General features: G+C 69.4%; 17 protein-coding genes. 6 read left to right on the top strand and 11 right to left on the bottom strand.

All coding sequences use genetic code 11. The annotated features are described in order from the left end of the window. Nucleotides 1–2: 2 nt before the first annotated feature. From A5702_RS19780 to A5702_RS19760, 5 genes are read right to left on the bottom strand one after another with little or no spacing between them, the layout of a single operon-like run. Nucleotides 3–1205: a thiolase family protein gene (locus A5702_RS19780; RefSeq protein WP_067822993.1), complete on the bottom strand. Its 1203-nt coding sequence runs from the start codon at nucleotides 1203–1205 to the stop codon at nucleotides 3–5. Next, nucleotides 1202–1657 (bottom strand): MaoC/PaaZ C-terminal domain-containing protein, encoded by a 456-nt coding sequence (locus tag A5702_RS19775; protein ID WP_067822996.1) that lies wholly within the window; start codon nucleotides 1655–1657, stop codon nucleotides 1202–1204. Before A5702_RS19775 ends, A5702_RS19780 begins: the two co-directional genes overlap by 4 nt. 7 nt (nucleotides 1658–1664) lie before the next feature. After that, on the bottom strand, nucleotides 1665–2165 hold the full coding sequence (locus tag A5702_RS19770; protein WP_067822999.1) for a MaoC family dehydratase N-terminal domain-containing protein: 501 nt from the start codon (nucleotides 2163–2165) through the stop codon (nucleotides 1665–1667). Continuing rightward, on the bottom strand, nucleotides 2162–3280 hold the full coding sequence (locus tag A5702_RS19765) for an acyl-CoA dehydrogenase family protein (protein ID WP_068222901.1): 1119 nt from the start codon (nucleotides 3278–3280) through the stop codon (nucleotides 2162–2164). Before A5702_RS19765 ends, A5702_RS19770 begins: the two co-directional genes overlap by 4 nt. Nucleotides 3281–3297: 17 nt before the next feature. Next, a complete protein-coding gene (locus A5702_RS19760) occupies nucleotides 3298–4476 on the bottom strand; it encodes an acyl-CoA dehydrogenase family protein (RefSeq protein ID WP_068222900.1) in 1179 nt (392 codons plus the stop codon). 247 nt (nucleotides 4477–4723) lie between these two features. Between A5702_RS19760 and A5702_RS26770 the strand changes: the two genes are divergently transcribed. Further along, nucleotides 4724–4888 carry a hypothetical protein gene (locus tag A5702_RS26770; protein WP_197281170.1) on the top strand — a complete coding sequence of 55 codons (165 nt, stop codon included), beginning with the start codon at nucleotides 4724–4726 and terminating at the stop codon, nucleotides 4886–4888. Nucleotides 4889–4899: 11 nt separating this feature from the next. Here the strand turns inward: A5702_RS26770 and A5702_RS19750 are convergent, their stop codons facing one another. Both A5702_RS19750 and A5702_RS19745 read right to left on the bottom strand, forming a co-directional pair. Beyond that, a complete protein-coding gene (locus A5702_RS19750) occupies nucleotides 4900–7572 on the bottom strand; it encodes an FHA domain-containing protein (RefSeq protein WP_082956138.1) in 2673 nt (890 codons plus the stop codon). Nucleotides 7573–7881: 309 nt separating this feature from the next. Continuing rightward, nucleotides 7882–8919, bottom strand: coding sequence for an alpha/beta hydrolase (locus A5702_RS19745; RefSeq protein ID WP_067823009.1), 1038 nt, complete (start codon nucleotides 8917–8919; stop codon nucleotides 7882–7884). Between the two features lie 181 nt (nucleotides 8920–9100). Between A5702_RS19745 and A5702_RS19740 the strand changes: the two genes are divergently transcribed. Then, nucleotides 9101–9946, top strand: coding sequence for an SDR family NAD(P)-dependent oxidoreductase (locus A5702_RS19740; RefSeq protein ID WP_067823012.1), 846 nt, complete (start codon nucleotides 9101–9103; stop codon nucleotides 9944–9946). A 4-nt stretch (nucleotides 9947–9950) separates the two neighbouring features. On the opposite strand, the gene A5702_RS19735 is transcribed toward A5702_RS19740, so the two are convergent. The 4 genes from A5702_RS19735 to A5702_RS19720 all read right to left on the bottom strand — a co-directional run bounded on the left by A5702_RS19735 (nucleotide 9951) and on the right by A5702_RS19720 (nucleotide 14397). After that, complete coding sequence (locus tag A5702_RS19735) at nucleotides 9951–10454, bottom strand: isoprenylcysteine carboxyl methyltransferase family protein (RefSeq protein ID WP_067823015.1); 504 nt, start codon at nucleotides 10452–10454, stop codon at nucleotides 9951–9953. Between the two features lie 11 nt (nucleotides 10455–10465). After that, on the bottom strand, nucleotides 10466–11572 hold the full coding sequence (locus A5702_RS19730) for a type III polyketide synthase (RefSeq protein WP_082459784.1): 1107 nt from the start codon (nucleotides 11570–11572) through the stop codon (nucleotides 10466–10468). Nucleotides 11573–11686: 114 nt separating this feature from the next. Beyond that, nucleotides 11687–13921: a molybdopterin-dependent oxidoreductase gene (locus A5702_RS19725; protein WP_082956136.1), complete on the bottom strand. Its 2235-nt coding sequence runs from the start codon at nucleotides 13919–13921 to the stop codon at nucleotides 11687–11689. Nucleotides 13922–13971: 50 nt separating this feature from the next. Next, nucleotides 13972–14397 carry a PPOX class F420-dependent oxidoreductase gene (locus A5702_RS19720; protein WP_068222898.1) on the bottom strand — a complete coding sequence of 142 codons (426 nt, stop codon included), beginning with the start codon at nucleotides 14395–14397 and terminating at the stop codon, nucleotides 13972–13974. A gap of 177 nt (nucleotides 14398–14574) precedes the next feature. On the opposite strand from A5702_RS19720, the gene A5702_RS26480 reads away from it, so the two are divergent. The 4 genes from A5702_RS26480 (at nucleotide 14575) to A5702_RS19705 (ending at nucleotide 17713) form a co-directional block, all read left to right on the top strand. Beyond that, a complete protein-coding gene (locus tag A5702_RS26480) occupies nucleotides 14575–14751 on the top strand; it encodes a hypothetical protein (RefSeq protein ID WP_156349483.1) in 177 nt (58 codons plus the stop codon). 45 nt (nucleotides 14752–14796) lie between these two features. Then, nucleotides 14797–15240 (top strand): nuclear transport factor 2 family protein, encoded by a 444-nt coding sequence (locus tag A5702_RS19715; protein WP_068222895.1) that lies wholly within the window; start codon nucleotides 14797–14799, stop codon nucleotides 15238–15240. Nucleotides 15241–15394: 154 nt separating this feature from the next. After that, nucleotides 15395–16783 (top strand): wax ester/triacylglycerol synthase family O-acyltransferase, encoded by a 1389-nt coding sequence (locus tag A5702_RS19710; protein WP_055401585.1) that lies wholly within the window; start codon nucleotides 15395–15397, stop codon nucleotides 16781–16783. A 57-nt stretch (nucleotides 16784–16840) separates the two neighbouring features. Next, complete coding sequence (locus A5702_RS19705) at nucleotides 16841–17713, top strand: alpha/beta fold hydrolase (RefSeq protein WP_231965107.1); 873 nt, start codon at nucleotides 16841–16843, stop codon at nucleotides 17711–17713. Nucleotides 17714–17749 lie beyond the last annotated feature (36 nt).

Below are 17749 nucleotides of genomic sequence, written 5' to 3'. Positions count from 1 at the left end.
CGCTAGTCCCCCCGCATCAGCAGCGCGACTTGCTCGCTCATGATGCCGCCGTTGCCGGTGACGAACGCGGTGTGGCAGTCGCGCACCTGCGCGTCGCCGGCCCGGCCCATGACCTGCCGGGCGCCGTCGACGACGTGGTGCATGCCGCCGGCCATGCCGGCCTGCCCGTAGGACAGCTGGCCGCCGGCGGTGTTGAGCGGAAAGTCGCCGCGGTAGGTCAGGTCGTGGCCGGCGATCCACGCCATCGCCTCGCCCTTGCCGCAGAAGCCCGCGTCCTCCAGGCTCATCAGCACGGTGATCGTGTAGCAGTCGTAGATCGACGCCATGTCCACCTCGGACCGGGTCAGGCCGGCCATCGCGAAGGCCCGGTCGGCGGCGCGGGCGATCGGGGTGCGCAGCATGTCTTCGGCGTAGGTCGGGGTCTTGAAAGCGATGTGTTCGCCGAAGCCGGTGACCCACACCGGCCGGTGGCGACCGCGACGGGCGATGTCGGCGTTGGCGATCAGCACGCCCGCTCCCCCGTGCACCCGCATCACGGTCTCCAGCATGTGGATCGGGTCGGCGATCATCGGGCTGGCGAGCACGTCGTCGACCGTGAGCGGGGTGCCGTGGAACACCGCGCCGGGGTGGGCGCACGCGTTGGTGCGTTGGTCGACCGCGATCTTGGCCAGCGTGGAAGGGTCGTAGCCGAATTCGGCGGCGTAGCGCTGGGCGATCTGCGCGTACGGCGCGTTCTGGCCCACGTTGCCGTACGGGATCTCGAATTCGGCTTGCGGCGATCCGTAGTTGTTCGACGACGCGCCATACCAATTCGGTGCCGGTGGTGGTCGCTTCTCGGACTGCGGCTGCGACGCCGAGCCGGGGACCACGGCCAGCACCGCGTCGCAGATGCCGAGCTCCACGGCGGCGGCGGCCCGCCAGATCATGCCCGCGGCGGTGGCCCCGCCCAGGTCGACGCGCTCCCCGAAATCCAGTGCCAGGCCGAGGTATTCGCACAGGGTGGCGGGTGCGAACATCGTCGACTCGGCGATGCCGTGCGTCAGCAGGCCGTTGACGCAGGCGGGGTCGACGCCCGCGTCCTCGACCACCATCTTGGCCAGCAGCGCGTACTGGTCGAGGGTGAACAGCGGCGGGCGGGTGGGGCGGCGCTGCGCCGGCAGCTCCGCGATGCCGACGATCGCGGCCTCGCCGCGCAGCCCGGTCACTGATCGGCTTCCGGAGGCGCCCCGCGTCGGGGCAGCGCGACCGTCGCCGTGCCCGGCATGAGCACGGTGTCCTGGCGGCGGCCCGCGATGTCGAGGTCCACCAGCCCCGCGCCGTCGTCGGAGAGGCGTTTGCCGGTGATCGTCCCGCCGAAGCTCAGGGGTTGCCCGGGGTGGGCGACCGCACGGTTCTGCACGGAAAAGGACACCAGGCGGCCTCGCCCGCCGATCCAGTCCCCGATGGCGCGGCCGAGGAGCGCGGCCTGCAGCGGACCGTGCACCAGCACGTCGTCGTACCCCTCGACCGTGCGCGCCCAGTCCTTGTCGTAGTGGATGCGATGGCCGTTGTAGGTCGCGGCGCTGAAGAAGAACAGCTGCGTTTCGTCGACGGTCACGGTGAGTTCGGGCATCCGGTGGCCCACCTCGACGTCCTCGTAAAAGACTTGGTCGGTCATGGCGCTCCTAGGGGCGGGCGATCATCGAGGTCGAGGCTTCGGCGAGCAGTTCGCGGTGCTGGTTGCGGTACACGGTGGTCCAGGTGACCAGAACGAATCTGCCCGATCGGCCCTCCTTTTCGACGATGGAGTCGATGGTGCGGACCATCTCGATGTCGTCGCGGTGGTAGGCCGGCAGGTGGAAGGTGAAGCTCTCCCCGCCGGCCATCCGCTTGGGCGCGCGGGGAAACGCGAGGCTGCCGGAGATCGCGCCGGAGGAACCGTCGGGGCGCAGCGCTTGCAGGTGGGTCACGCCGAGCACGGCGTACTGCAGGAAAAGCGGCGGGCAGATGATGTCGCGAAACCCGTTGGCCCTGGCGTGATCCGGGTCGAAATACAGCGGGTTGTGGTCACCGACCGCGGCCGCCCATCGCTGCCAGTCGCGCCGGTTCACCTCGCCCGTCGCGGACGCCGCGACGGTGCCGACCCGCGACGCCGATTCGGCGTCGATCAAGCTGTCCTGAATCACCGGCCCTCCTCTGCATCCAAGGTTTCCTCCAGCCACGACGCGGCGACGTCCGCCCCGCCGCCCCACGTCGAGCCCAGCCGCGCCCGCTCGGTCCACAGGTGCAGATCGGTCTCGGTGACATACCCCATGCCGCCGTGCAATTGGTGGGCGTCCAACGTGATCAGCCGGGCGGCGGTGGCCGCGTGCATCCGCGCGATGGCGGTCTCCCGGGTTGCCGTGTGGCCGTGCGCGATCCAGAAGACGGCCGCATGCGCGGCCAGTCGCGCCGCCGCCAGGGCGATATGCATGTCGGCGACCAGATGCTGGGCGGCCTGGAAGGACGCGATGGGCCGCCCGAATTGGTGACGCACGGTGGTGTAGTCGACGGTGCGGTCGATGACCGCCTCCCCTACGCCCACCAGGTCGAGCGACCCCAGGGCCACCGCCGCGTTGGCCACCCGCCGCAAGGCCGACGCGGGGGCGTCACCGAGCAGCGCGTCGCCGGTGACCAGGACGCCGTCGAAGCGGACCGTGAACGCGCGGTGCCCGCCCGCCATGGCGAGGGCCTCCATCGTCACGCCGGTCGCTCGGGCGTCGACGACGAAGACCAGCGTATGCCCTTGCGCGGCAGCCGAAATCACGATGACGTCGGCGACGTCGGCGTCGGCGACGTAGTCCGCGGCGCCGGTCAGCCGCCACTGCGCCGACACGGGTTCGGCGCGCACCGAGGCCGACACCACGGCGGCGTCGCGCGCGCTGAAGAGCGCCGTGGTACCCCGGGTCGACCCGCGCGCCAGGTCCGGCAGCAAGGCCGCCTTGGCGTCCGGTGAGCCGAGCTGGTCGATGGCGAGCGCGGCCTGGATGCTGCTGTGGATGGTCGTCGGGCACAGCGCGCGGCCGGCCTCGGTGTAGAAGACGGCGAGGTCGTCCAGCGAGCCGCCGGCCCCGCCGTATTCCTCCGCCAGGGCCAGGCCGGGGACGCCCGCGTCGGTCAGGGCCTTGTGCAGCGCCGGGGTGCGGCGGTCGGCACCCGGTTCGCTGAGCCCGCGCACCAACTCCACCGGGCACTCGGCCGCCAGCAGGGCGCGCAGCGAAGAGGCGAACTGGCGCTGTTCAGCGGTGGGGATCGCTCTCATGGTGTCCGGTCGCCCCGTCAGCGCCCGTAGCTGGGCATCTTGCGCCCGCGCTGGGCGATGATGTCGCGAAGCACCTCGTTGGTCCCGCCGCCGAAACGCATCAGGGGCGCGGCCCGGTACAGTCGCTCGAACTTGCCGGCCAGCGGCGCGTTTTGGCTGCGGTGCGCCAGCAACCCGTCCGGGCCGAGGAGATCGAGCGCGAGCACGGCGATGCGCTGGCGCAGTTCACTGGTGAACACCTTCTCGACGCTGACCTCCACCGACGGGATCACGCCGCTGTCGAGGATCGAGGCCGCCTCGTACCCCATCAGCGTGGCGACCGCCACGTCGGCCTCGGCCTGCGCAAGCCGGCGTCGCAGCGACGCGCTCTCGGCCGGCACCGTGCCGTCCCGGCGCGGCCGCCGCGCGAGGTCACGCAGCTCCTCCACGGCGCGCCGCAGGTCGCCGGCGTTGGTCAGGGCGCCGCGTTCGAGGTCAAGCGCACCGGTGATGTACGTCCAGCCGCGGTTGACCTCGCCCACCAGGTTGGTGACCGGGACGCTCACGTCGCGGAAGTGCACCTCGTTGGTGCGATAGCCCGACCACGCGTACAGCGGCCGGATCGTCACGCCGGGGCTGTCGATCGGCACGATGATGACCGAGATGCCCCGGTGGCGAACGGCGTTGGGATCGGTGCGGACACACAGCCACTCGTGGGTGGCGCGCTGAGCGCCGCTGTTCCAGATCTTGGTGCCGTTGATCACCCACTCGTCGCCGTCGCGCACCGCGCTGGTGCGCAGGCTGGCCAGGTCGGTACCCGCCTCGGGCTCGGAATAGCCGACGGCGCAGACCATTTCGCCCCTGGCGATCGGCGGCAGCCATTCGGTCTTGTTTCGTTCGGTGCCGTGCCGCATGATCATCGGCGCCACCGACGTGACCGTCAGATCCGGGCCGGGCACGCCCCAGTACTCGAATTCGCTGGCGAGCAGATGCAAATGGACGGCGCCCAGGCCGAGTCCGCCGTACTCGCGCGGCCAGTTCAGCCCGAACCAGCCCCTCTCCCCGATCTTGCGGCGGAACCGCGCCACCTCGCCGTCGGGGAACTCCAGGTCATGCTGGGCCAGCTCGGCTCGCAACTCGGCGGTGACGTTGTCGCGGAGGAACTCGCGGACCTCGGTCAGCCATGCGTGCTGCCCGGCGTCGAGTTCGAAGTCCATCCGGGCGCCTGTGCCTTTCCGCGAGCCTTACACCGAGCAGCGTCAGCGTAACGCCACGGCGAGATCGCGCCGGGGATTTCGCCGTGACGGTAGGCCGGGCCGAGGCCCGGACTGTAAAGACGCTGTCAAACTCCCGTTAATTCGCATCGGCGCTCTCGCCGTTGTGGGGAGGGACTGCGAAGATTTGCATACCGGCCGGTCGACGGGGACCGGGCACTCTGCCCAGCCGCAGCCTGAGGGAGAAGTCATGCCCACTGTTGAGACACGCCTCCGTGACGACCTGCGCAACTACTCGGTCGAATTGCGCCAGCTGGCCTACACCCTTCCGCTCGGCGTCGGCGAGCACGATCTCCTTGCGCTGTCGGATCGCATGCGCGCCGCGGCCGACCAGGTGATGCGCAAAGGGGCCTGACCGGCGGGGCCTCAGCCGCCCCGCAGGCGGATCTTCCAGCGGACGAAGCCCAGGTAGAAGAGGCTGATCAGCACCAGCATGGCGATGTCGAACCACCACGCGCCCGGCGTGTGACGCCAGTGGGAGTCCTTCGGGCTGAGCGGGCCGGGCACCAACGCGGTGAGGTCGGCGGTGGAGGCCGACGCGGCGAACCCCCAGCGCGCGGGCGTCGCCCAGGACATCTGGTCCAAACCCACCCGTCCGGTCACCGGGATCATGCCGCCGGAGAACACCAGCTGCGACATGACCGCCACGACGAGCAGCGGCATGATCTGTTCGTTCGACTTGGCGACGGCCGACAGCGCCAACCCCAGCATCGCCGAGGCCACGCACGTCAACGCCACGTCGACGAACAGCTCGAGGCCGGGCCGGCCCAGTGCGACGGCCCCGTGGGTCGGCCCGCCCTTGCCCAGCAGCACGATGATCGTCACGATCGCCGATTGGATGATGGCGAAAACCGTGTAGACGCAGACCTTCGCGAGCAGGTAGGCGGTGGTGGACAGGCCGACCGCCTGTTCGCGCAGGAAGATCGGGCGTTCACCGATGAGGTCGCGGATGGTCAGGGCCGTTCCCATGAACACCGCGCCGACGTTGAGCAGCACCAGGATCTGACCCGGCTCGTTGGGCGCGGCGCCCATCGGATTGGGGGTGCCGAAGCCGACGGTGCCGGGCACCGACATGGATAGCGAACCCATGATGAACGGCAGCAGCGCCAGGAACACGAAGTAGCCGCGGTCGGAGAAGATCAACCGGACCTGCCGCCTGGCGATCGTGGAGAACTGCCGGAACAGGCTGGTGTGCGAGGGGTCGCCGAGGTCGGCGGGCTGTTGCGCCGGGGGCGGTGGCGGCTGCGGTCCCGTGCGCGCCAGGTAGCGCGCCTTGGACCCGTCCGGATCGCCGGCGACCGTGCTGAAGATGTCGGCCCAGTTCGTGGTCCCCATGGCGGGGCCGATCTGGCTGGGCGGGCCGCAGAACGCGGTCTTGCCGCCCGGGGCCAGCAGTAGGACCTGATCGCACACGTCCAGGTAGGTCAGCGAGTGGGTGACGACGAGCACCACGCGGCCCGCGTCCGCGAGTTGCCGCAGCATGGTCATCACCTGGCGGTCCAGCGCGGGGTCCAGGCCGGAGGTCGGCTCGTCGAGGATCAGCAGCGACGGCCCGGTCAGCAGCTCCAGGGCGACCGACGCGCGCTTGCGCTGGCCACCGGAGAGCTTGTCGACGCGGGTGTGCAGGTGCTGGGTCATCTCCAGCTCCTCGAGCACCCGGGCCACCACCTGAGCCCGGTCGTCCTTGGTGGTGTCGGGCGGCAGTCGCAGCTCGGCGGCGTACATCAACGCCTGCTGCACCGTGAGCTGGCCGTGCACCACGTCGTCCTGGGGCACCATGCCGATCCTGCTGCGCAGCGAGGCGTACTCGGCGTGGACGTTGTGGCCCTCGAACGCGACCGTGCCGCGGGTCGGGTGCGTGTACCCCGCGACCAGTCGGGCGAACGTCGACTTGCCCGCCCCGGAGGGGCCGATCACCGCCGTCAGCGTGCCGGGCTGCGCGCCCAGCGAGATGTCGTCCAGCAGCGTCTTGTTGTTCTCGATCGTCCACGTCACACCGCGCACGTCCAGCCCGCCGGTGCGGGTGGCGGTGGCGCTCTCGTCGCGGCGAGCCAGGGTGCCGCCGGCGAAGACGAGGTCGATGTTGCCGATGGTGACCACGTCGCCGTCGTGCAGCACCGCCGAGTCGACCCGCGCGCCGTTGACGAAGGTGCCGTTGATGCTGCGGTTGTCGTGGATCTCGGTGCCGTGCGGCGTCGGGACCAGGGTGGCGTGGTGCCGCGACGCAAGCACCTCGGGGATGACGATGTCGTTGTCGTTGGCGCGGCCGATCTTGATTGCGCCCGGGGTCGACTCGACCGCCCGGCCCGGCCGCAGGATCTTCATCATCGACGTCGCGAGGTTCGACGCGTCACCGCTGACGCGCTGAGTCTCCAGCCCCGGCGGCTGCGCGGCCTGGGCCGGGGGCAGATTCATCGACTGCGAGCGGTAGATCTGGGGGGCGTGCTGCGGCCCGCTGGGTGGTGCCGCCGGCTGGCCACCGGTCGGGTACCGGGGCTGGGCGGCCGACGGCTGGCTGGGCATCGATCCGCTCGGCGGATGAACGGGCTGCGGCGCGCTCGGCGGGTGGACGGGCTGCGGGCCGCTGGGCTGCCGAAAGGCGGCCGACGCCGACTGCTGGCCGGGCCATGGCGCGCCGGGCTGAGGCGCGGAAGCCTGCGGGCTCGCCGCGGTGGCGGGGTTGACGATCGGTATCGACGCCGTCAGCGGGGGCCGTCCGGCCGAGCCCTGGTGGCGGCCGACCTCGAAGGTCAGCGCCGGACCGTCCGGGTTGCCGATGTTGACGCGCGTGCCGTCCTGGATGTCGACCATGGACACGCGATGGTGGTTCACGAACAGGCCGTTGAGGCTGCCGTTGTCGATGGCGACCCATCGGCCCTGGTCGAAACGGGCGATGAGGTGGGTGCGGGAGATCAGCGGATGCGCCACGCGCACGTCTGCGCGTAGGTCGCGCCCGATCGCTACGTCGTTGCCCGGGGCGAACGTGCGCTCGGATCCCTCGTACCGCACGGTCAACACAGGAGGGGATGGTCGGCTCATCACGACCAACTGTATCGGCAGCCGGGTGAATCGGGACGGCCAATCTCGATCGCGCCCTCGCCGGCCGCGAGGAGGCGTGGGTGCCGCCGCGTGTTGGACGGTGGGACCGTGGGCGACCGGCCGTGGATGCCCGAGCGCGACGATGGCCTTTCCGGCGACGTTTCCGTCGGCGACGCCCCACCCGGCGATCCGCAGGGCGGGGTCCCTCTCGAGGGCCCGGCGCCGGGCCGGAGCGAACAGCGTAGAACCGGGTGCGGGCGCTGGCCGATCATCAGATGGGTTGTGGTGCAGCCGATTACGACGACTGTGTTAGCCCGCCGCGGCGGTGGCATGCAGGTGGTGGCGCCACGGCGAGGCCGCCGCGGTGACGTCCTTGACGAAGTCACCGATGTAGCGAATGGCCCGCCTGCCCTCCGGCAGGATGTCCGCGGCCAACGGGAAGTCGTGAATCTGCCTGTCCCAGAGATGCAGATCGCACGGGATTCCGCTGGCTTCCAAGCGCTTTGCCATCAGTTCGGCGTCGGGAAGCAGCAACTCGTCGGAGCTGGCGTGGATGGTGACCGGCGGCAGCGCGGACAGCTCGGCGTCCACCGGCGATGCCACGGCCGAATCGCCCCGTCCCTCGAGGACCTGCGCCTGGCTGAGGTATCGGGCGAACATGGACAACGCGCCGCGGGTGAACATGGAGCACTTGCGCGCGTTGGGGTGCTTGAGCTTTCGTGCCGGGTCGGCATCGGTGAACGGTGAGATCGTGGCGATCCCGGCGGGCCTCATGAACTCGCTGTTGATGGCCAGCAGCGTGGTCATGAAGGCGAGATATCCGCCGGCCGAGTCGCCGGCGACAACGATCCGGTCGCCGGTGAAGCCGCGTTCCTCCAGCCAGCGCAGCCCGTCCATGCCGTCGTCGATCGCGTCGGTTATCTGATGGGTGGGCAGCTTTCGGTATCCGACGGTGAGCACCGCGGCATCGGCGGCCTTCGACAATCGGGTGACCACCGAGCGGTGCGTGTTGAGGCCGCAGGTGAGGAAGGCCCCGCCGTGCAGGTAGAGGATCGCCCGATCGGTCGAGGCGCCTGGCGCGCAAACCCACTCGGCGGCACAGTTTTCCAGCCGCACCGGCTCGATCTGCGCCGAAATGCCAAACCGCGGCATCAATCCCGCGAAGCCGTCCACATATTCGAACGGCCAGTGCAGGTTCGGCGTAAACGCCCACGCACGGATGGTGTTCTTCACGATCAACCGGCTGGCCAGCGAGACCGCTACCGATTGCGGGCTGTGGCGGTGGTGGACTCGCCGCTTCATTGCGCCACTTGGCAATAAGCGACGTGGATCGGTGGTGCTAACCATGCAATCCTCCTAAGTGCGGACGGAATACCCACCGGCGGCCAGGAAAAACTGCGGGTGAAGACGGCGCGAATGTTGGCTACATCACGGTTTACCGCCGGTTAAGGGTGGGTATAGGACGGTATTCCGGCTGTTTGCCGTCCCGGGGTTCGCGATCGGTTCGCGGTGGCCCAAGATATGAGCGATGAACGACGAAACGCGCCCTGACGCGCTGCTGGATGATCGGGTGGCGGTGGTGACGGGGGGCGGCGGCGGCATCGGCGCCGCCACCGCGCGACTGTTCGCCCGGCAGGGCGCCCACGTGGTCATCGTCGACATCGACGGCGGGCTCGCCGCCGGCGTCGTGGACGACATCGCCGACGCGGGGGGTTCGGCCGTCGCGGTGGTTGCCGATGTGCGGCTCGCGGCCGCGGTCGACGACCTGGCGCGATCGGTGCTCGATCGCTACGGCAGGGTGGACGTGCTGGTCAACAACGTGGGCCACTGGCTGCGGCACCCGGGGAATTTCGCCGACACCGATCCCGGTCTCTGGGACGAGCTCTACCGGATCAACCTGCATCATGTCTTCCTGGTCACCCACGCCTTCCTGCCCGCGATGGTGGCCCGGCGGGCCGGTGCGATCGTCAACGTGTCGTCGGTCGAGGGCCTGCGCGGCTACCCGGAAGACCCCGTCTACGCCGCGTTCAAGGCCGCGGTCATCCAGTTCACCCGCAGCCTCGCGGTGCAGGTCGGTGGCCGCGGGGTGCGGGTCAATGCGATCGCGCCCGACGTCACCGAATCCCTTCAAGTGCCCTACTCGCGATGGTTGTCGGCCGACGAGCGGGCCCAGTGGCCGCAGTGGGTTCCGGTCGGCCGGATGGGCGTGCCGGAGGACCAGGCGCGTGTGATCCTGTTTCTGGCCTCGGATTTGTCGGCCTTCGTCACCGGCCACACCGTCCCGACCGACGGCGGTACCGCCGCGGCGGGCGGCTGGTTCCGCTCGACGCGCCGCCCGGACCGCGAGTGGACGAATCGCCCCATCGCGCCGTGAGCGCTCACGCATAACCCAAGGCGGCGTTCTCAGCGCGGATCCGCACGCGCAACACCGCCGCGTTTGCAACGCTGAACGCGATGGCCGTCAGCCACGCCGAGTGGACCAGCGGCAGCGCGGCCACCTCCGCCGTGACCGCCGCGTAATTCGGGTGGCGCACCCATCGATACAACCCGTCGCGAACCAGCGGTGCTCCCGGGAGCACGATCAGCCTAGGGTTCCAACGCTTTCCGAGAATGCGCACGCAGCGCCAGCGCACCACCGTGCTGAGCGCCACCACCGTGAGCATCGGCCAACCCAGCCACGGGACGAACGGCCGCGCCAGCGCGAAAGTCTCGACCAGACACGAGACCAGCAGCAGGGCGTGCATGCCGACCATCGCCGGGTAATGGTCGCGGCCGAATTCCTTGCCGCCCTGCGCCAGTGACCATTTGGTGTTGCGTTGCGCGACGGCCAGCTCGACCACGCGCTCGGCGGCGATGGCCAGGATGAACAGGCAGTAATACATGGTTTCCCCCGTCACCACTGCAGCAACAACAGTTCGAAGCTGAAGCCCGGCCCCATCGCCAGCATGACCCCGAAAGACCCCGCCGCAGGTGGCTGGTTGCCGGTCCGGCGCAGCACGTCGAGCACGGACGCCGAGGAGATGTTGCCGTTGTCCCGCATCGAGTCCCGGCTGTGGCGCAGGGCGGCGGGCGGCAGCCCCAGCGCGTCCTCGATCGAGTCGAGCACCTTCGGGCCGCCGGGGTGACACACCCAGGCCGAGATGTCGGCCAGGGACAGGCCGTGGTCCGCCAGGAACCCGTCGACCTCTTCGCGGAGGTAGGTGTCGGCCATTTTCGGCACGTCGCGCGACATCACAAGCTGAAAGCCGCTGGAGCCGACGTTCCACCCCATCACGTCAACCGTCTCGGGAACCACGCGACTCCTGGTCGCGAGCAGCCGCGGGGCGGACCGGTCGTTGCGGCGCAGCGGAATTCGTTCTGCGCCCGTGGCGACCACGGCGGCGGCGCCGTCGCCGAACAAGGACACACCGATGAGGGCGGGGATCGAGGTGTCGTCGCGTTGCAGGGTGAGCGAACACAACTCGACCGACAGCAGCACGGCCACGTCCTCGGGGTGGCCCTGCAGGTAGTCGTGCACGCGCGCCATGCCTGCGGCGCCCGCCACGCAGCCCAGGCCGAACAGCGGAACGCGTTTGACGTTGGGCCGCAGGCCGATCCGTGTCATCAATCGCGCGTCGATGGTCGGCACCGCGATGCCGGTGCTCGAGACCATCACAATCGTGTCCACCTCGTGCGGGTCGATGCCGGCCTCGGTCAGCGCCGAGCGTATCGCCCGCTCGCCGAGGTCCACGGCGACCTCGAGATAGGCGTCGTTGGCTTCGGTGAATCCGCTCAACCGCGGGTACCGCGACAGCGGCAGCGCGAGGCTGCGCTGGTCGACCCCCGTCGTCTGCGCGAAGCGCAGGAACCGCGGATCGGTGAATTCGGTGAGCTCGCGCGCCACTTCGTCTTGGTTGTAGCGGTGCTGGGTGAAGGCCACCGCGGTTCCGGCGACGTGCGCCCCCGCGCGCCGTCGTCGAGCGGGTCGGCCCTCGGATCTCAAATGCGTTGTTGCAGTCATGCCTATGCCGACGACGGGCTCGCTTCGATGGTTCAGCCGGAGGCGCTCCGGGTGAGATGAACCACAGTGCGGTGCACGCCGTTAACGATGCGGCGGGGGAAACATCTAAGCGGCTCAGGTTGTTTGCGCGGGACGGAACCGGGCTTGGTCGTCGATGATCGTGACCGGTATGCCGTTCAGTGCGCCGTTGCCGGACGGCTCGTCGATAAACGTCGGCGGGGAAAGCACATTCGTGTTGGCGCCCGGCGAGCCGTTTGCCACGGCCATCCGGGTGCCCGGCTTGCCGTGTCCCCAGCCGTGGGGCATCGACACCACGCCGGGCTTGATCGCGTCGGTAACCTCGACGGGCACTTTGATTTCGCCGGCCTCGGACTTCACCGTGACGACGTCGTTGTCCGCGACGCCGCAGCGGGCCGCGTCGTCGGGGTGAATCAGCAACGTGCACCGCTCCTTTCCCTTCATCAGGGCGGGCACGTTGTGCAACCAGGTGTTGTTGGAGCGCAGATGCCTGCGGCTCACCAGGACGAGCGGTTCGGCCGGTCGCTCCAGCCGGGCGGCCAGCCGGGGCAGGTCGTCGAGCAGGTACTGCGGGGCGAGCCGGATCTTCTTGTCGGGCGTGTCCAGAATGTCGGGCAGCTGCGGCACCATCGGCCCGAAGTCGATGCCGTTGGGGTTGGCCTTGAGCAGGTCCAACGTCAGCCCGCCGGGGTTCTTGCCGTACTGGTCACCGAACGGGCCGGTTCGCAGCGTGAGGTCCAGCATCCGCTCGGGGCCGCCGTGCGCGTAGAGCTTGCGGATCTCGGCCCCGTCGAGTCCCCGCGTGAAGGCCAGGTAATCGAAGAAGCCGTCGTCGATCGCGGCGACGTCGACGTCTTCGGCCGGCGTGCCGGTGCACAGGCCGGTCAACCGGATCAGGATCTCCCACTCGTGCGGGCGATCCCCCGGGTCGAACACCGGCGCCGAATAGTTCGCGATGCTGCGGATCGCGAAGAGCAGGATCAGATCGTCGTGGTGCGGCTGCTCAAGCGGCGACAGCCCGGGCAGGATCACGTCGGCGTGCCGCGTCGTCTCGTTGAGCCAAAGGTCAACGGAGATCATCGCTTCCAGCATCGGCAGCACCTCGTCGAGCTTGTCGCCGCCGGGGGTGGACAACACCGGGTTGCCGGCGACGGTGATCAGCGCCTTGAGCTGCCCTTCTCCCGGGGTGGCGATCTCTTCGGCCATGCATGACACGGGCGCCTGCCCGAGCACCTCCTTGGCCCCGCGCACCCGGGTGTGCCATCGCCCGAATTCCGCGCGGCCGCCCTCCAGCCCGGGCAGCGGCTGCGTGGTGATCGACCAGGCGGCCGGCCGCGGAAACATCGCTCCCCCGGGCACGTCGAAATGACCGGTCAGGATGTTGATGACGTCCACCATCCAGCTGGCCAGGCTGCCGAACTCCTGGTTGCACAAGCCAATTCGCCCGTACACCACCGATCTCTCGGTGCCGGCGAGCTCGCGTGCCAAGTCCCGGATGCGGTCCACGCCGATACCGGTGACCGCGCTCACCCGTTCCGGGGGCCAGTCCGCGGCGGCTCGGCGCATCGTGTCGACACCGCCGACGTGTGGTCCCGGATTGATCAGGTTTTCGTCGAACAGCGTGTGCGCCACCGCCAGTAGCAGCGCGGCGTCGGTCCCGGGCACGATGGGCAGCCATTCGTCGGCGCGGGCCGCGGTCTGCGTGCGCACCGGGTCGATCACGATCACCTTGCCGCGCTCGCGTATTCGATCGATCAGGCCCATCACGTCGGGCGCGGCCAGCAGTGAGCCCTGCGACGCGGCGGGGTTCGCGCCCATGATGACCATCAGGTCGGTGCGTTCGATGTCGGGCACCGGGAAGTTCCACCAGAGGCCGTACATCAGGTGTGACGACAGGTTCTTCGGCCATTGGTCGACCGTGCCCGGTGAATACGTGACCGGCATTCCCGACATGCCCATCAGGACGCCCGCATACCGGGCCAGTGAAAACGAGTGCGCGAGCGGGTTGCCGGTGTAGGCGGTGACCGCGCCGATGCCGTACTCGGCGATCACCGGCGTCAGCAATTCGGTGCAGCGCCGAAACGCGGCGTCCCAGCCCACTTCGCGCCATTGCCCGTCGACCTTGATCATGGGCCGGCGGATGCGGTCCGGGTCGTCGTGCAGCGCCGCGAGTGAGACGCCCTTCGGGCAGATGTGCCCGCGGCTCCACACGTCGTCGCGATTGCCGCGGATGCCGGTGACCCTGCCGCCGTCGACGTGAATCTCCAAGCCGCACATGGCTTCACACAGGGGGCAGGTGCGCAGGTGCCTGCCGTCTTCGCCCGTCGTCACCCACCCACTGTATTCCGCTACCGGTCGTCGCGGAAGTGGCAGATCGGGCGTCAGGCCGCCCAGGGTCCGATGCCGCCGACTTTGTCGATGCGGATGCGGGTCAAAAATCCCGGCGGCGCGCCGTCCGGCGGAAACTTCGTGTTCGGGTCGCCCAGGATCGGGTTGAGCTCGGCGAGAAGCTCCGGCGCGCCGCCCTCGACGATTCGCGCCGTCCCGGCGATCGAAAGGTATGGCCGCATCCCGGCGCCGAACCCGTCCAGCGACACGATGGTGACGGCCACCCGGGGGTCACGACGGACGTTGCGAACCTTCTTGTGCGCGGCCAGGTGTGCGGTGACGAGCTCGTCGCCCTCCGGCGTCGACCGCAGCGCCACCCAGACCAGGCTGACCTGGGGGCTGCCGTCGGGGTTGAGGGTGACCAGCGTGGCATCGGCGCCCTTGCCAATGAGGTCGCGGGCGGCGGCGTTGAGTTCCATGCCTGTTGTACGACTTCGGACCGGGATTCATTCCCGCGCGTGGCAGACACATTTGAGTTTGGCCAGTTGGCTGTACACCGGCGACGCGCGGCACTTAGCGTCGAGGCGGGAACTTTCGCCGAAGGGAGCTGGCTCGTTGATCACCGAACCGGGTCCCTGGCGCGATCGGGATGCGCGATGAGCGACCTGCCGTCGGGCATCGATTATCTGCGCGACGAGGTCCTCAGTCGCCTCGACGCCCAGCCCTTCGAGGACTGGTCCCCTGCCCTGCTGCGGGCGCTGATCGCCGTCTTCGACCTCAACGGCGTGACACCGGCGGCCCCGATCGGTTTCCGGCCCCACATCGTGAAGTAGCGATCGCCCTTTCGCGTATTAGGCTGCGCGCGAGGAGTAATCACTGTGGAGATCTGGGAATTGGTCGCGCGGGAACGGATCCGCGACACCCTCGCCCGATACAACTGGGCCGGTGACGCCGGCGACTCGGGCGGTCTCGCCGACACGTTCTGCGCGGAGGGCGTCCTGGAAATCCGCGGCATGGAGCCGCTGCGCGGGCGATCGGCGATCGCGTCGTTCCTCGGCCGCGTCGACGTCGCCGGGCAAGCCGATGCCAAGGCGGTCGTCCGGCACAACCTCACCAACGTGCTGTTCACCGGCCTGACCCGCGACACTGCGCACGTGTCGTCGTATTTCACCGTGGTCACCCATGTCGGGCTCGACCATTTCGGTCGCTACCGCGACACCCTGGTGCCCGACGGTGACAGCTGGCTGATCAAGCACCGCAAGGTGTCCACCGACTGGGCGGCCCCCAACTCGGCGATGGCCCGGGGCCCGGCGAATCGCTGACTTTTCGATGTTTGCCCGAGACCGCACAACGGCTACAGACAGTCATCACATCTAGAGATTGCGGTCGGTCCTGATCGCGTTCGCCCGCGTGGACCGGGGCTGACCACAGGTCATCTGACCAGCGGTCACGGCCGCGCAAAAGAGACGAGCGGAAATGCAACGACTCAGTGGGTTAGACGCGTTCTTTCTATACCTGGAATCGCCGACGCAGCCATTGAACGTTTGCTGCGTGATGGAGCTGGATCCCGGTGACATGCCGGGCGGCTACACGTTCCACCGGTTTCGCGACGCGCTGTCTGAGCGGCTCGACGCGGTGCCCGAATTCCGGCTCAAGCTGGCCGACAACCAACTGAACTTCGACCATCCGGTCTGGGTGGACGACGATCGATTCGACCTCGCGCGCCATCTGCACCGCGTCTCGCTGCCCGCGCCGGGCGGCTCCAGGGAGTTAGCCGAGATCTGCGGGCACATCGCCGGGCTGCCACTCGATCGCGATCGCCCGCTGTGGGAGATGTGGGTGATCGAGGGCATGCACGGCGGCGAAGCGCTGTCCGTCGTCCTCAAGGTCCACCACGCGGTCGTCGACGGGGTGGGCGGGGCCAACCTGTTGGCCAAGCTGTGCAGCACCGCCCCGGACGCCCCCGCCCCGGAGCCCGCCACCCGCGCCGGCGGGGCGAGTCCCCTGCAGATCGCGGCCTCCGGGCTGATCGGTGCCGGGCTGCGGCCATGGCGCCTGGCCAAGGTGGTGCCCACGACGGCGCTGACGGTGGCGCAGACGATTCTGCGTGCTCGTGGCGGGGGCCAGACCATGGCCGCCCCGTTCGCGGGGCCGTCGACGGCGTTCAACGGCCCGTTCAGCCGGCGGCGCAACGTCGCCTTCGCCAACCTGGACCTCGACGACGTCAAAACGGTCAAGAACAGGTTCGGCGTCACCGTCAACGACGTCGTGACGGCCCTGTGCGCCGGGGCGCTGCGCCAGTTCCTGTCGGACCGGGGCGAGCTACCGGACCGACCGATGGTCGCCAGCGTGCCGGTGTCGGTGCGGGGCAGGTCAGGCCGGCCGGGCCGCAACCAGACCAGCTGGATGCTGTGCCGGCTCGAAACCCACCTTGACGATCCCGCCGAGCGGCTGAGCAGAATCGCCGAGGGGAACGCCGCGGCCAAGGACCACGCCGCCGCCATGGGACCCAGCCTGCTGCAGGACTGGACGCAGGTGGTCGGGCAGACCATGTTCGGCGCCGCGCGCCGGCTGCTGCCTCGCTCAGCCCTGTCCCAATACCCGCCGCACAACCTGGTGCTGTCCAACGTGCCGGGACCGCAGGAACAGCTCTACTTCACGGGTTGCCGCGTCGACGCCATGTACCCGCTGGGCCCGCTCATCGCGCCCGCCGCGCTGAACATCACGGTCATGTCGCTGGGTGGCCGGCTCGGCATCGGCCTCAACTCCTGCCCCGACCTGGTTGCCGACCTGTGGGAGCTCGCCGACGCGTTTCCGGCGGCGCTCAAAGAGCTACTGAACTGCAGCGAGCCCAGCCACGATTAGACCCGGTGAGCGGAACCGCGTCCGGCGATGCCGCTACGGCATGGCAAGGTGACATGCGTGGCGAAACCCGTTGAACAGCCCGAGCTGCGCGAAATCAGCACGCCGAAGGGCGCTTTGCGCTACTACGACACCGGCGGCGAGTCCCGTCCGGTGCTGCTCTTCCTGCACGGCTCCGGTCCCGGCGTCACCGGGTGGCGCAACTTCCGCGGCGTCCTGCCCGCCTTCGCCGAGCGCTTCCGCTGCCTGATCCTCGAATTCCCCGGGTTCGGCGTCAGCGACGACTTCGGCGGCCACCCGATGGTCACCGCGTTCGGCACGGTGTCGCCCTTCCTGGACGCCCTGGATGTGCGGCGGGTGCACATCGTCGGCAACTCGATGGGCGGCGGTGTCGGCATCAATTTCGCCACCCACAGCCCGGATCGCGTGGACCGGTTGGTGACCATCGGCGGTATCGGGACCAACATCTTCAGCCCGAGCCCCAGCGAGGGCATCCGGCTACTGCAGGAGTTCGTCGAGGACCCCACCCGGCAGCGGCTGGTCGACTGGCTCAAGTCGATGGTCTACGACCAGGCGCTGATCACCGAGGAGCTGGTCGAGGAACGTTGGGAGCTGGCCACCGACCCGGACACGCTGGCCGCCGCGCGCCGGATGTACGGCAAGGCGGCGTTCGCCGCGATGAACGCCGCGATGGCCGCTTCCGACCGCCCGCAGCCGTGGGCCGTCATGCACAAGCTCACCGCGCCCACCCTGCTGACCTGGGGACGCGACGACCGGGTGAGCCCGCCGGACATGGCGCTCATCCCGATGCGGACCATCCCGAATGCGGAGTTGCACATCTTCCCCAACTCCGGCCACTGGTCGATGATCGAGGCCAAGGAGGCGTTCGAGAGCACCGTGCTGGCGTTCCTGTCGCGCGGCCATCAGGGCTAGCGGCGATCGCGAGCGCGGCGAAGCCGGGCGATGCGG

Origin of the sequence: Mycobacterium sp. E3339, from assembly GCF_001666915.1 — a bacterium.
Lineage (GTDB): Bacteria > Actinomycetota > Actinomycetes > Mycobacteriales > Mycobacteriaceae > Mycobacterium.
Note: the sequence above shows the minus strand (reverse complement) of the source record. Positions and strands in the feature narration are given on the sequence as shown.